We start from the raw sequence: 14,436 nt of genomic DNA on the forward strand, positions 1-14,436 counted from the left end.
GCCATGAACGAGATCACCACCCCCGAACAGCTCGACCTGCAAACCGCCGCCCTGAAGGTGCCGCCGCATTCCATCGAGGCCGAACAGGCCGTGCTCGGTGGCCTGATGCTGGACAACAACGCCTGGGAGCGGGTACTGGACCAGGTGTCGGACGGCGATTTCTACCGGCATGACCACCGCCTGATCTTCCGCGCCATCCACAAGCTGGTGGACGCGAACCAGCCGTTCGACGTGGTGACCCTGCACGAGCAGCTGGACAAGGAAGGCGTGTCCACCCAGGTCGGCGGCCTGGCGTATCTGGCCGAGCTGGCCAAGAACACCCCGTCGGTGGCTAACATCAAGGCCTACGCCGCGATCATCCGCGAGCGTGCCACGCTGCGTCAGCTGATCAGCATCAGCACCGACATCGCCGACAACGCCTTCAACCCCCAGGGGCGCAACGCCGAGGAGATCCTCGACGACGCCGAACGGCAGATCTTCCAGATCGCCGAAGCGCGGCCGAAGACCGGTGGCCCGGTGGGGGTCAACGAGCTGTTGACCATGGCCATCGACCGCATCGACACGCTGTTCAACTCCGACAGCGACATCACTGGCGTGTCCACCGGCTTCACCGACCTGGATGAGAAGACCAGCGGCCTGCAGGCAGCCGACCTGATCATCGTTGCCGGCCGTCCGTCGATGGGCAAGACCACCTTCGCCATGAACCTGGTGGAAAACGCCGTGTTGCGCAGCGACAAGGTGGTGCTGGTGTTCTCCCTCGAGATGCCCGGTGAGTCGTTGATCATGCGTATGCTCTCCTCGCTCGGGCGGATCGACCAGACCAAGGTGCGTTCCGGTCAGCTGGACGACGATGACTGGCCGCGGCTGACCTCGGCGGTGAACCTGCTCAACGACCGCAAGCTGTTCATCGACGATACCGCCGGTATCAGCCCCTCGGAGATGCGGGCACGTACCCGCCGACTGGCGCGCGAGCATGGCGAGATCGCCATGATCATGGTCGACTACCTGCAGTTGATGCAGATTCCGGGTTCGGCCGGTGACAACCGGACCAACGAGATTTCCGAGATCTCCCGCTCGCTCAAGGCGCTGGCCAAGGAATTCAACTGCCCGGTGATCGCCCTGTCGCAGCTCAACCGCTCCCTGGAGCAGCGGCCCAACAAGCGTCCGGTCAACTCCGACCTTCGTGAATCGGGTGCGATCGAGCAGGACGCCGACGTGATCATGTTCGTCTACCGTGACGAGGTGTATCACCCCGAGACCGAGCACAAGGGCGTGGCCGAGATCATCATCGGCAAGCAGCGTAACGGCCCCATCGGCTTCGTGCGCCTGGCGTTCATCGGCAAGTACACCCGCTTCGAGAACCTCGCGCCGGGCATGTACAACTTCGACGACGACGAATAAGCCGCTGGCCTGTTCGCCCGTCCATGAATCCGACCATCACCGTCGGATTTGGTCAAAATTTGTGCTATATTCCGCGCCCGCGATTTTCCTGCACATTAGAACCGGTCACTGACATGCAAGCAGCCAAACCACTCTACGACTATCCCAAGTACTGGGCCGAATGCTTCGGGCCAGCGCCTTTCCTGCCGATGAGCAGGGAGGAGATGGATCAGCTCGGCTGGGATTCCTGCGACATCATCATCGTGACCGGCGACGCCTACGTCGACCATGCGTCGTTCGGCATGGCCATCATCGGCCGTCTGCTGGAAGCCCAGGGTTTCCGCGTGGGCATCATCGCCCAGCCGAACTGGCAGTCGAAGGACGACTTCATGAAGCTCGGCGAGCCGAACCTGTTCTTCGGTGTCGCGGCGGGCAACATGGACTCGATGATCAACCGCTATACCGCGGACAAGAAGATTCGTTCCGATGACGCCTACACCCCCGGCGGCATGGCCGGCAAGCGTCCGGACCGCGCCAGCCTGGTGTACAGCCAGCGCTGCAAGGAAGCCTACAAGCACGTGCCGATCGTGCTCGGCGGCATCGAGGCCTCGCTGCGCCGCATCGCCCACTACGACTACTGGCAGGACAAGGTCCGCCACTCGATCCTGGTCGATGCCAGCGCCGACATCCTGCTTTACGGCAACGCCGAGCGGGCGATCGTCGAGGTCGCCCAGCGCCTGTCCCAGGGTGAAAGCATCGAGCACATCACCGATGTGCGCGGCACCGCGTTCATTCGCCGTGACACCCCGCAGGGCTGGTTCGAGATCGACTCCACGCGCATCGACCGTCCGGGCCGGGTCGACAAGATCATCAACCCGTACGTGAACACCCAGGACACCCAGGCCTGTGCCATCGAGCAGGCCAAGGGCGAGCAGGAAGACCCGAACGAAGCCAAGGTCGTGCAGATCCTCGACAGCCCGAGCGTCACCCGCGAGAAGTCGGTGATCCGCCTGCCGTCGTTCGAGAAGGTACGCAACGACCCGGTGCTCTACGCCCACGCCAACCGCGTGCTGCACCTGGAGACCAACCCGGGCAATGCCCGCGCCTTGGTGCAGAAGCATGGCGACGTGGATGTGTGGTTCAACCCGCCACCCATTCCCATGACCACCGAGGAAATGGACTATGTGTTCGGCATGCCCTACGCACGCGTCCCGCACCCGGCCTATGGCAAGGAGCGCATCCCGGCCTACGAGATGATCCGCTTCTCGGTGAACATCATGCGTGGCTGCTTCGGTGGCTGCACCTTCTGCTCGATCACCGAGCACGAAGGCCGGATCATTCAGAACCGCTCCCACGAGTCGATCCTGCACGAGATCGAGGAGATGCGCGACAAGGTGCCGGGCTTCACCGGCGTGGTCTCCGACCTTGGCGGCCCGACCGCCAACATGTACCGCATCGCCTGCAAGAGCCACGACATCGAGAAGCACTGCCGCAAGCCGTCGTGCGTGTTCCCGGGCATCTGCGAGAACCTCAACACCGACCACAGCTCGCTGATCGAGTTGTACCGCAAGGCCCGCGCCTTGCCGGGGGTGAAGAAGATCCTGATCGCCTCGGGCCTGCGCTACGACCTGGCGGTCGAGTCGCCGGAATACGTGCGCGAGCTGGTCACCCACCACGTCGGCGGCTACCTGAAGATCGCCCCGGAGCACACCGAGCGTGGTCCGCTGGACAAGATGATGAAACCGGGCATTGGCACCTACGACCGCTTCAAGCGCATGTTCGAGAAGTTCTCGAAGGAAGCGGGCAAGGAGCAGTACCTGATCCCGTACTTCATCGCCGCGCACCCGGGCACCACCGACGAAGACATGATGAACCTGGCCCTGTGGCTCAAGGGCAACGGTTTCCGCGCCGACCAGGTGCAGGCGTTCTACCCCTCGCCGATGGCCTCGGCCACGGCCATGTACCACTCGGGCAAGAACCCGCTGCGCAAGGTCACCTACAAGAGCGAAGGGGTGGAGATCGTCAAGAGCGAGGAGCAGCGCCGGTTGCACAAGGCGTTCCTGCGCTACCACGATCCGAAGGGCTGGCCGATGCTGCGTGAAGCGTTGCAGCGCATGGGCCGCGCCGACCTGATCGGCCCGGGCAAGCACCAATTGATCCCGCTGCACCAGCCGCAGACCGACAGCTACCAAAGTGCCCGACGCAAGAACTCGACGCCGGCCGGCAGCCACAAGGTGGGCAAGGACCAGAAGATCCTCACCCAGCACACCGGCCTGCCACCGCGCGCCAGCGACGGCAGCAAGCCGTGGGACAAGCGCGAGAAGGCCAAGGCCGAGGCGTTCGCCCGCAACCAGCAGGCGGCCAAGGAACGCAAGGAAGCGGCCAAGGGCGGCAAGGGCAAGAAGCCGCGCCAGCCGGTCATTCCGCGCTGATCTACCGGCCATGGGGCTGCGTCGCAGCCCTTTCGCGACACAAGGCCGCTCCCACAGAAATACAGCGTACGCTGATCGAAGTGCGTGGGCCTTGTATCGCGAAAGGACCGCAACGCGGTCCCAGGCTCTCAGCTTTCAATCCGGCTGCTTGTCGACCCACTTCGGCAACACCGGCGATTCGAACCGATCCATCCCGTCCAGCAGCTCATCCGGCTGCTGCCCCAGCAACAGCATCGCCCGATGCTGCGGCCGCACGAAGCCCTCTTCGACGATATGGTCGAGGAACCCGCCCAGCTTTTCATAGAACCCGTTCACATCCAGCAGCCCCAGCGGCTTGGCGTGATAGCCCAACTGCCCCCAGGTCCACACCTCGAACAGCTCCTCCAGCGTGCCCAGGCCGCCCGGCAGGGCGATGAACGCATCGCTGAGCTCGGCCATGCGCGCCTTGCGCGCGTGCATGCCGTCCACCACCTCCAGGCGGGACAGTCCCTTGTGGCCGATCTCGGCGTTCATCAGGCTTTGCGGAATGATGCCGATGACTTCGCCACCAGCAGCCAGCGCGGCATCGGCGACGGTGCCCATCAGGCCGACCGCGCCACCGCCGTAAATCAAGGTCAGGCCACGACGTGCGATGGCCTGGCCCAGAGCCACGGCAGCTTCGCGATAGGCGGGGTTGGCACCGATGCTGGCGCCGCAGAAGACACAAACGGAACGTACAGGCATTGCTTATCTCCCTTTACATGCGCGCACAGGGTAAGGCGCATGCCTGTCGCTTCCAAGGGGGATCATTCGGGACGGGCGAACTCACAGATGGCGCCACTGGCGCCGTGAGCGTAAGCGGCGAGCAGGCTGTTCATGAAGCTGGAAAGGGACATTTCATTCAACTCCTAAATGAGAGGTTGTCCCATCGTCTATCAAGAGGGCATGATGTGCACTTTGATTGGTTGTATACAATCCATTGAACAAATCTACTGCCTGGCCACTTGACACCCCTTGACCCATATCAGGTACGGGCGTCCGATTTTCAGGCAGTCTCGCAATTGATAAAACCCTGCCAAGGAGATTCATGATGTTTGCGAAAGCTGTAGCGGTATCCCTGCTGACCCTCGCCAGCGCCTCTGTCTTCGCTGCTGACAAGTGCTCGGTGACTGTCGACTCGACTGACCAGATGTCCTTCAATACCAAGGAAATCACCGTCGACAAGAGCTGCAAGGAGTTCACCGTAAAACTGACCCACTCCGGCAGCCTGCCGAAGAACGTCATGGGCCATAACCTGGTCATCAGCAAGACCGCCGACATGCAGGCCATCGCCACCGAAGGCATGTCCCAGGGCCTGGACAAGGATTACATCAAGGCCGATAACGCCGCGATCATCGCCCACACCAAGATGATCGGCGCGCCTGAGAAAGAAACCGAAGTGAAGTTCGATGCCACCAAGCTGGAAGCCGGTGGCGACTACAGCTTCTTCTGCACCTTCCCGGGCCACATCGCGATGATGAAGGGCAAGGTCATCGTCAAGTAATCAACGTCTGACGCAGTACCCTGTGGGAGCGGGGCAAGCCCGCTCCCACGTTCAACCTCATGCTATTCAGGGCGCGAACGGCAGCTCGCGCTTGTGCTGGGTCTTGCGGTAGGTGGCGACGATGATGTCGAACGCTGCCTGATCGACCGGCTGCCCATGCAGGAAGGCATCAATCTGCTGGTAGGTCACGCCGTGTGACGCCTCGTCCGGCTTGCCCGGCTCGAGGTCTTCCAGGTCCGCGGTCGGCACCTTCTCCACCAGTGACTCTGGCGCGCCGAAGCTGCGCGCAATGGCCCGTACCTGGTTCTTCACCAGCCCGCTCAGCGGCGCCAGGTCGCACGCCCCGTCACCGAACTTGGTAAAGAACCCCATCACCGCCTCGGCGGCGTGGTCGGTGCCGATCACCAGGCCCGCGCGGGCACCGGCGACGGTGTACTGGGCGACCATGCGCGTGCGCGCCTTGACGTTGCCGACGACGAAGTCCACCAGGGTCGGCGAGCCATTTTTCAGCGCCTGAACTTCCGCCGCCAGGGCCTTCACCGCCGAGGCGATATCGATGGTGTGCACCTCGTCGGCCTTGATCACCTCCAGGCAGGCCTGGGCGTCGTGCTCGTCGTGCTGCACCTGGTACGGCAGGCGCACGGCGATGAAGGTGTAGGCCTGGTCGCCGGTCTCGCTGCGCAGCTCGTTGATGGCACGCTGGGCGAGCAGGGCGGCGGTCAGCGAGTCGACGCCGCCGCTGATGCCCAGGACCAGGGTCTTGAGCCGGGCATTGGCCAGGCAGTCCTTGATGAAGGCCACGCGCCGGGCGACTTCCCGCTCGAGCGCGGCGGCGTCTGCGAACGGCGGCTGCACCTTGAGCGCCCGGGCAATCTCTTGCTGAACGGCTTGCATGGGTTACTCCTTGCTGGGGACTTTGAATACGTGACGCAGGTAAGTGACGAAGTTCTCGTCGCGGCACTGGGTCTTGGCGGCTTCGTCGGAGATCTTCGCCACCGGCGAGCCATTGCAGTCGGTCATTTTAAGCACGATGTTCATCGGCGCCACACCGGGGATGTCGCAGGTCAGGTTGGTACCGATACCGAAGCTGACATTGATGCGCCCACGCAGGGCCCGGAAGATCTCCAGCGAGCGGGTCAGGTTCAGGCCGTCGGAGAACACCAGGGTCTTGGTCATCGGGTCGATCCCCAGCTTCTGGTAGTGGGCGATGGCTTTCTCGGCCCAGGCCACCGGCTCGCCCGAGTCGTGGCGCAGGCCGTCGAACAGCTTGGCGAAGTACAGGTCGAAGTCCTGGAGGAAAGCGTCCATGGTGATGCAGTCGGTCAGGGCGATGCCGAGCAATCCACGGTATTCGCGGACCCAGCAGTCCAGCGCGGCGATCTGGCTGTCGATCAACCGCGGGCCGAGCTGCTGGTGGGCCATGATCCACTCGTGGGCCATGGTGCCCAGGGGCTTGATATCCAGTTTCCATGCCAGGTCGACGTTGCTGGTGCCGACGAAACGGCCCGGGAACTCATCGCGAAGCACCCGCACTACTTCTTCCTGTACGCGGCTGGAAAAACGCCGGCGGGTGCCGAAGTCGGCCACCTGCAGATGGGCCAGTTCGTCATCGCTGGCGTGGGCGCGCAGCCAGTCGAACTTGCGATGCAGCTGGTCGCGGGCTTCGGCCAGGCGCATGCGCGGATGCAGGTGGCGGTTGCGCACCTCGCTGATGATGGCCAGCAACGGCACCTCGAACAGGATCACATGCAGCCAGGGGCCGCGCAGGCGCAGGAACAGCTGATCGTTTTCGATACCGATGCGCACATAACGCAGGTTGAAGCGGAACAGGCGCAGGAAGCGCAGGAAGTCCGGCTTGAGGAAGCTGATGCGCTCGAGGAACGCCAGTTGGTCGTCATCCAGGGTCAACTCGCTGAGCCGTTCGAGCTGGTTGCGGATCTCGCCCAGGTAGGGCCGCAAGTCCTCGCCATTGCGGCAGCGGAACTCCCATTCGACGTCGGCGTCCGGGTAGTTGTGCAGGACGGCCTGCATCATCGTCAGTTTGTAGAAGTCGGTGTCGAGCAGGTTGTGCACGATGCGCTCGGCGAATGCGCTCTCGCTCATCAGGGGGAAGCTCCAAGGCGGGCAATGGCGACCATTGTGCCAGATCGCGGGGCAAGCCCGCTCCCACGCCGCTCGCGATCCTGGCCTTTGCAGGTAATTTTCCGTGCGCCAGCTAGCCTTCAAACGGTGCTGCCTGTAGCAGTCACGCACCAGCGGTGTGCAGTTCGGTGACGTCCGCTGTTACAGGTCGGTTGCACGTTAACACTCGCAAGGGTTGCAATGATGGCGCTCGGAGGTTGCTCCTTGTCTAGGTGTATCGGTAGCGCTTGCTCCGCAGTAGACGGTTGCACGCTCAATAAAGAAAAGGCCGCCGGTCGCCTCTATTCACTCCCTATCGTGTGTTTTCCCGGAAGACAAAACCACTGGCACGGCCCTTGCTCGGAGCTCAGGGCTGAGAAGTTGTAGTGCCAACCAAAAAAATACTCTAGGAGCACCACCTCATGTCGCAGACGTTTTACAAGAAAGGTTTCCTGGCACTGGCCGTAGCCACGGCACTGGGTGTTTCTTCGTATGTTCAGGCCGACATCAAGATCGGCGTCGCGGGTCCCATGACCGGGGCCAACGCAGCGTTTGGCGAGCAGTACATGAAAGGTGCGCAGGCAGCGGCCGATGTGATCAACAAGGCCGGTGGCGTGAACGGCGAGAAGATCGTCCTGGTCAAGGGCGATGATGCCTGCGAGCCGAAGCAGGCCGTGGCCGTGGCGAACCGTCTGGTCGATAAGGACAAGGTGGCGGGCGTGGTCGGCCACTTCTGCTCCTCCAACACCATCCCCGCTTCCGAGGTCTACGACGAGGCCGGCGTGATCGCCATCACGCCCGGCTCGACCAACCCGCAGGTGACCGAGCGCGGCCTGTCCGCGATGTTCCGCATGTGCGGCCGTGACGACCAACAGGGCATCGTCGCCGGCAACTACATCGTCGATGTGCTCAAAGGCAAGAAAGTCGTCGTGCTGCACGACAAGGATACCTACGGCCAGGGCCTGGCCGACGCGACCAAGGCGCAGCTGATCAAGCGCGGTGTCACGCCGGTGCTTTACGAAGGTTTGACCCGTGGCGAGAAGGACTTCAGCGCCGTGGTCACCAAGATCCGCGCCGCAGGTGCCGATGTCGTCTACTTCGGCGGCCTGCACCCCGAGGCCGGTCCGCTGGTGCGTCAGCTGCGCGAGCAGGGCCTGAAGGATGTGGCGTTCATGTCCGACGACGGCATCGTCACCGACGAACTGGTGGCCACCGCCGGCGGCGCCCAGTACACCAACGGCGTGTACATGACTTTCGGCGCCGACCCGCGCCTGCTGCCCGACAGCAAGGCGGTGGTGGAGGAGTTCCGCAAGAACGGCACCGAGCCTGAAGGCTACACCCTGTACGCCTACGCTTCGGTCCAGGCCCTGGCCGCCGCCTTCAACGGTGCCAAGTCGAACAAGGGCGAAGATGCCGCCAAGTGGCTGAAGGCCAATCCGGTCAAGACCGTCATGGGTGAGAAGAAGTGGGACCAGAAGGGCGACCTGACCGTCTCCGACTACGTGGTCTACCAGTGGGATGCCAACGGCAAGTACCACCAGCTGGAAAAACAACAATAACAACGGCATCCGGCCCGGGCGCGCCATGCTCCGGGCCGTGGCCCCGCGGTACCTGTCATTGTCAGTAGATCTGCACAGTTCTGCGCTGCGAGGGCCGTTGCATCCGGACCCTGCGTGGTCGGCGCTCGTGCGATCTCAATCAGGTGAGATTGCGTTATGGATGGTATTTTCCTGCAGCAACTGGTCAACGGCCTGACCCTCGGGTCGGTCTACGGCCTGATCGCCATCGGCTACACAATGGTCTATGGCATCATCGGCATGATCAACTTCGCGCACGGCGAGGTGTACATGATCTCCGCGTACCTCGCGGCGATCAGCCTGGCATTGCTGGCCTACTTTGGTATCGAGTCGTTTCCGCTGCTGATGCTGGGCACCCTGTTGTTCACCATCGTCGTCACCGGCGTCTATGGCTTCACCATCGAACGCATCGCCTACAAGCCTCTGCGCAACTCCACCCGCCTGGCTCCGCTGATCAGCGCCATCGGCATCTCGCTGATCCTGCAGAACTACGCGCAGATCAGCCAGGGCGCCCGCCAGCAAGGCGTGCCGACCCTGCTCGAAGGCGCCATGCGCATCGAAGTGGGCACCGGCTTCGTGCAACTGACCTACACCAAGATCTTCATCCTGGTGGCCGCCTTCGTTGGCATGGCGCTGCTCACCTACGTCATCAAGTACACCAAGCTCGGGCGCATGTGCCGAGCGACGCAGCAGGATCGCAAGATGGCTTCGATCCTGGGCATCAACACCGACCGGGTGATCTCCTACGTGTTCGTCATCGGCGCGGTGATGGCCGCGCTGGCCGGCGTGCTGATCACCATGAACTACGGCACCTTCGACTTCTACGCCGGCTTCATCATCGGCATCAAGGCCTTCACCGCCGCTGTGCTCGGCGGTATCGGCTCGCTGCCGGGGGCGATGCTCGGCGGCATTATCCTGGGGATCTCAGAATCGTTGTTCTCCGGCCTGATCAACTCCGACTACAAGGACGTGTTCAGCTTCTCGCTGCTGGTGATGATCCTCATCTTCCGTCCCCAAGGCCTGCTGGGTCGCCCGCTCGTGGCTAAGGTGTGAACATGTCCGCTGCCAATTCTGCCTCTGTTGCCCAAACCAAAGGTTTCGACCTCAAACGCAGCCTGCTGGAGACGATCGTCGCCGGCCTGCTGGCCCTCATCGTCTTCGGTCCGGTCGTCGGCGTGGTACTTGACGGCTACAGCTTCAACGCCGAACCGGCCCGCGTGGCCTGGCTGGTCGGCGGTGTGATGGCCGGGCGTTTCATCCTCAGCTTATTCCTGCAGACACCGACCGGCCAGCGCATGCTCCAGGGCTTCGATAGCGGTGGTTCGGGCGTGCATGTACTGGCGCCGGACTACAAGTCGCGGCTGCGCTACATCATCCCGGCGCTGATCGTCATCGCCATCGTGTTCCCGGTGTTCGCCAACAAGTACTTGCTGACCGTGGTCATCCTCGGCCTGATATACGTGCTGCTGGGCCTGGGCCTTAACATCGTGGTGGGCCTGGCGGGCCTGCTCGACCTGGGCTACGTGGCGTTCTACGCCATCGGCGCCTATGGCCTGGCCCTCGGCTACCAGTACCTGGGCCTGGGCTTCTGGAGCGTGCTGCCGCTGGCGGCGATCGCCGCGGCGCTGGCGGGGTGCATCCTCGGGTTCCCGGTGTTGCGCATGCACGGCGATTACCTGGCCATTGTCACCCTGGGCTTCGGCGAGATCATTCGCCTGGTGCTGAACAACTGGCTGTCGTTCACCGGCGGCCCGAATGGCATGCCGGCGCCGTCGCCGACCTTCCTGGGGCTGGAGTTCGGTCGCCGGGCCAAGGATGGCGGAGTGCCGATCCATGAGTTCTTTGGCTTCGATTACAACCCCAACCTGAAGTTCGTGTTCATCTACGCCGTGCTGTTCCTGGTGGTGCTGGCGGTGCTGTACATCAAGCACCGGCTGACTCGCATGCCGGTGGGCCGCGCCTGGGAAGCCCTGCGCGAGGACGAGATCGCCTGCCGTTCCATGGGCCTGAACCACGTGCTGGTCAAGCTCTCGGCGTTCACCCTGGGCGCCTCCACCGCTGGTTTGGCCGGGGTGTTCTTCGCCACCTACCAGGGCTTCGTCAACCCATCGTCGTTCACCTTCTTCGAGTCGGCACTGATCCTCGCCATCGTCGTGCTCGGCGGCATGGGCTCGACCGTGGGCGTGGTGATCGCCGCGTTCGTGCTGACCGTGGCCCCGGAGCTGCTGCGCAGTTTCTCCGAGTACCGGGTGCTGCTGTTCGGCGTGCTGATGGTGCTGATGATGATCTGGCGACCGCGGGGGCTGGTCCGCATCAGCCGTACCGGCGTGGTCCCGCGTAAAGGAGTGGCGCCATGAGCGACGAAATCATTCTGTCGGTCGACAACCTGATGATGCAGTTCGGCGGGATCAAGGCGCTCAGCGATGTCAGCCTGAAGGTCAAGCGCAACCAGATCTTCGCCCTGATCGGCCCCAACGGCGCCGGCAAGACCACCGTGTTCAACTGCCTCACCGGCTTCTACAAGGCCAGCGGCGGACGTATCGAGCTGAACGTGCGCGGCAGCCACACCAACGTCATCCAACTGCTCGGCGAGCGCTTCCAGGCGGCGGACTTCGTCTCGCCGGCGCGCTTCGCCAACCGCCTGTACTACAAGATGTTCGGCGGTACCCACCTGGTCAACCGCGCAGGTCTTGCACGGACCTTCCAGAACATTCGCCTGTTCAAGGAAATGTCGGTGGTGGAAAACCTGCTGGTGGCCCAGCACATGTGGGTCAACCGCAACCTGCTGGCCGGCGTGCTCAATACCCCGGGTTACCGCAAGGCCGAGAGCGACGCGCTGGACCATGCGTTCTACTGGCTGGAGGTGGTCGACCTGGTCGATTGCGCCAACCGCCTGGCTGGCGAGCTGTCATACGGCCAGCAGCGCCGCCTGGAAATCGCCCGGGCCATGTGCACGCGGCCGAAGATCATCTGCTTGGACGAGCCGGCCGCCGGCCTCAACCCGCAGGAGACCGAGGCCCTGAGCCGCATGATCCGCGTGCTGCGCGATGAGCACGACATCACCGTGGTGCTGATCGAGCACGACATGGGCATGGTCATGAGCATCTCCGATCATATCGTCGTGCTCGACCACGGCAACGTGATCGCCGAAGGCACGCCGCAGGACATCCGCCACAACCCGACGGTGATCGCCGCCTACCTGGGTGCAGATGAAGAGGAGCTGATATGAGTGCGCCCATTCTTGAGCTGAAGGACCTGGATGTGTTCTACGGGCCGATCCAGGCCCTGAAGAAAGTCTCCATGCATATCAACGAGGGCGAGACGGTGAGCCTGATCGGCGCCAATGGCGCGGGCAAGTCGACACTGCTGATGTCGATCTTCGGCCAGCCGAGGGCGGCCTCCGGGCAGATCGTCTATCGCGGCACCGACATCACCCGCAAGTCGTCGCACTACATTGCCTCCAACGGTATCGCCCAGTCTCCGGAGGGGCGGCGGGTGTTCCCCGACATGACCGTCGAGGAGAACCTCATGATGGGCACCATTCCGATTGGCGACAAACATGCCGGTGAGGACATGCAGCGCATGTTCGAGCTGTTCCCACGGCTCAAGGAGCGGCGCAACCAGCGTGCCATGACCATGTCCGGCGGCGAGCAGCAGATGCTCGCCATCGCCCGGGCGCTGATGAGCCGGCCCAAGCTGCTGCTGCTCGATGAGCCCTCGCTGGGGCTGGCACCGATCGTGGTCAAGCAGATCTTCTCCACCCTGCGCGAGCTGGCGCAGACCGGCATGACCATCTTCCTTGTGGAGCAGAACGCCAACCATGCGCTGAAGCTGTCGGACCGGGCCTATGTGATGGTCAACGGGCAGATCCGCATGACCGGGACCGGGCAGGAGCTGTTGGTCAACGAGGAGGTGCGTAACGCCTATCTGGGCGGGCACTGAGTTACATTCCACAGATCGCGGGGCGAACCCGCTCCCACAAGCGCCTCATTTGGGCCTGTGGGAGCGGGCTTGCCCCGCGATGCGTTTTATGCCAGACGGCAGATGTGGACAACTTGTCGCATATCTTTCTTGAAACACGCCACAACCCCACTGCAAACCCTTGTTTCCACAAGTGGAAAACTTTCCACGGATTATGTGGAACCGCCTGTGGAAAACATGGTGGCACCTCGCTCCAGCCCAGATAAATCAGCGCGTTCGAGCACTTGGTCGTTTTTTGACCAATAACGGTTTGTGCATGATTTTGCATGTGTTTTGCGCAACCCATGGATATACCCACAGCGGGGAAATTTCTGTGGATAACGCTGTGGGAAAACCTTGGACAGACCGCCAGAGACGGCATGGTTGAAAGCCTTGCGCCATCATCCACGGATGTCCACAGCGCGCAGAGGTTCCCTTGACCCGACGAGTTGCCCCCAATCCATGGGGAAAGCCTTGTGGATAAGGTGCGCATAGCCCGGTGCAGCCCTTCTACCACGGGCCTCAGCGAGGTTAGTACATTTTTTGACCAGCGGTGATGACGGTTGTGGTCGAGCCCTGCGCCGGGCATGCTGCGAGGCCTGTCGACGACAATCCAACGCTAAGGAGAAGAGCATGACATCCACCGTATTCATCACTGGCGCGACGTCCGGTTTTGGCGAGGCCACCGCCCGCCGTTTCGCCGACGCCGGCTGGAAGCTGGTACTCACCGGTCGGCGCAAGGAGCGCCTGGATGCGTTGTGCCAGGAACTGTCGGCCAAGACCGAGGTGCACGGCCTGGTGGTCGATGTGCGTGACCGTCAGGCGATGGAAGCCGCCATCGCCAGCCTGCCGCCGAGCTTCGACAAGCTGCAGGGCCTGGTCAACAACGCCGGCCTGGCGCTGGGCGTGGACGCCGCGCAGAACTGCAGCCTGGACGACTGGGAAACCATGGTCGACACCAACATCAAGGGGCTGATGTACACCACTCGCCTGCTGTTGCCTCGATTGATTGCGCATGGGCGTGGCGCGTCGATCCTCAACGTCGGTTCGGTGGCGGGCAACTACCCGTACCCGGGCGCGAATGTGTATGGCGGCACCAAGGCCTTCGTCGGCCAGTTTTCCCTGAGCCTGCGCTGCGACCTGCGAGGAACGGGCGTGCGGGTGAGCAATATCGAGCCGGGGCTGTGCGAGAGCGAGTTCTCGCTGGTGCGCTTCGGCGGTGACCAAGCCAAGTATGACGCCACCTATGCCGGCGCCGAGCCAATCCAGCCGCAGGACATCGCCGAGACCATCTTCTGGATTCTCAACCAGCCGGCACATATCAACATCAACAGCCTTGAGCTGATGCCAGTGAGCCAGGACTGGGCAGGGTTCTCGATCGACCGGTCGGCCAAGGGCTGATACGCCAATGATCGCGGGGCAAGCCCGCTCCCACGATGGCGTG

General features: G+C 62.9%; 12 protein-coding genes. 9 read left to right on the forward strand and 3 right to left on the reverse strand.

Annotated features, from left to right (window positions below):
• The first annotated feature begins 3 nt into the window (after positions 1 to 3).
• Positions 4 to 1,401, forward strand: a complete 1,398-nt coding sequence (gene dnaB / locus AC25ND_RS21190) for a replicative DNA helicase (RefSeq protein ID WP_023629368.1) — start codon at positions 4 to 6, stop codon at positions 1,399 to 1,401.
• A gap of 113 nt (positions 1,402 to 1,514) precedes the next feature.
• On the forward strand, positions 1,515 to 3,812 hold the full coding sequence (locus AC25ND_RS21195) for a YgiQ family radical SAM protein (RefSeq protein WP_028688248.1): 2,298 nt from the start codon (positions 1,515 to 1,517) through the stop codon (positions 3,810 to 3,812).
• A gap of 135 nt (positions 3,813 to 3,947) precedes the next feature.
• Here AC25ND_RS21195 and AC25ND_RS21200 read toward each other — a convergent pair whose 3' ends face one another.
• On the reverse strand, positions 3,948 to 4,535 hold the full coding sequence (locus AC25ND_RS21200) for a cytokinin riboside 5'-monophosphate phosphoribohydrolase (RefSeq protein ID WP_069016481.1): 588 nt from the start codon (positions 4,533 to 4,535) through the stop codon (positions 3,948 to 3,950).
• A gap of 346 nt (positions 4,536 to 4,881) precedes the next feature.
• Between AC25ND_RS21200 and azu the strand changes: the two genes are divergently transcribed.
• Positions 4,882 to 5,334 carry an azurin gene (gene azu, locus AC25ND_RS21205; protein WP_028688246.1) on the forward strand — a complete coding sequence of 151 codons (453 nt, stop codon included), beginning with the start codon at positions 4,882 to 4,884 and terminating at the stop codon, positions 5,332 to 5,334.
• 66 nt (positions 5,335 to 5,400) lie between these two features.
• On the opposite strand, the gene nadE is transcribed toward azu, so the two are convergent.
• Positions 5,401 to 6,228, reverse strand: coding sequence for an ammonia-dependent NAD(+) synthetase (gene nadE, locus AC25ND_RS21210; RefSeq protein ID WP_182321819.1), 828 nt, complete (start codon positions 6,226 to 6,228; stop codon positions 5,401 to 5,403).
• Between the two features lie 3 nt (positions 6,229 to 6,231).
• Positions 6,232 to 7,437: a nicotinate phosphoribosyltransferase gene (gene pncB / locus AC25ND_RS21215; RefSeq protein WP_028688244.1), complete on the reverse strand. Its 1,206-nt coding sequence runs from the start codon at positions 7,435 to 7,437 to the stop codon at positions 6,232 to 6,234.
• A gap of 440 nt (positions 7,438 to 7,877) precedes the next feature.
• On the opposite strand from pncB, the gene AC25ND_RS21220 reads away from it, so the two are divergent.
• From AC25ND_RS21220 to AC25ND_RS21245, 6 genes are all read left to right on the forward strand, one after another.
• Entirely contained in the window at positions 7,878 to 9,014 is a 1,137-nt protein-coding gene (locus AC25ND_RS21220) for a branched-chain amino acid ABC transporter substrate-binding protein (RefSeq protein WP_062360862.1), read from the forward strand.
• 156 nt (positions 9,015 to 9,170) lie between these two features.
• A complete protein-coding gene (locus tag AC25ND_RS21225; RefSeq protein ID WP_028688242.1) occupies positions 9,171 to 10,085 on the forward strand; it encodes an ABC transporter permease subunit in 915 nt (304 codons plus the stop codon).
• Positions 10,086 to 10,087: 2 nt separating this feature from the next.
• Positions 10,088 to 11,389, forward strand: coding sequence for a high-affinity branched-chain amino acid ABC transporter permease LivM (gene livM / locus AC25ND_RS21230; RefSeq protein WP_182321818.1), 1,302 nt, complete (start codon positions 10,088 to 10,090; stop codon positions 11,387 to 11,389).
• Positions 11,386 to 12,261: an ATP-binding cassette domain-containing protein gene (locus AC25ND_RS21235; RefSeq protein ID WP_050707124.1), complete on the forward strand. Its 876-nt coding sequence runs from the start codon at positions 11,386 to 11,388 to the stop codon at positions 12,259 to 12,261. Before livM ends, AC25ND_RS21235 begins: the two co-directional genes overlap by 4 nt.
• Entirely contained in the window at positions 12,258 to 12,974 is a 717-nt protein-coding gene (locus tag AC25ND_RS21240) for an ABC transporter ATP-binding protein (protein WP_028688239.1), read from the forward strand. The genes AC25ND_RS21235 and AC25ND_RS21240 overlap by 4 nt, the downstream gene beginning before the upstream one ends.
• Before the next feature lie 651 nt (positions 12,975 to 13,625).
• Positions 13,626 to 14,393: an SDR family oxidoreductase gene (locus AC25ND_RS21245; RefSeq protein WP_023629361.1), complete on the forward strand. Its 768-nt coding sequence runs from the start codon at positions 13,626 to 13,628 to the stop codon at positions 14,391 to 14,393.
• The last annotated feature ends 43 nt before the right edge of the window (positions 14,394 to 14,436 follow it).

It is taken from the genome of Pseudomonas sp. P110(2024) (assembly GCF_057480795.1).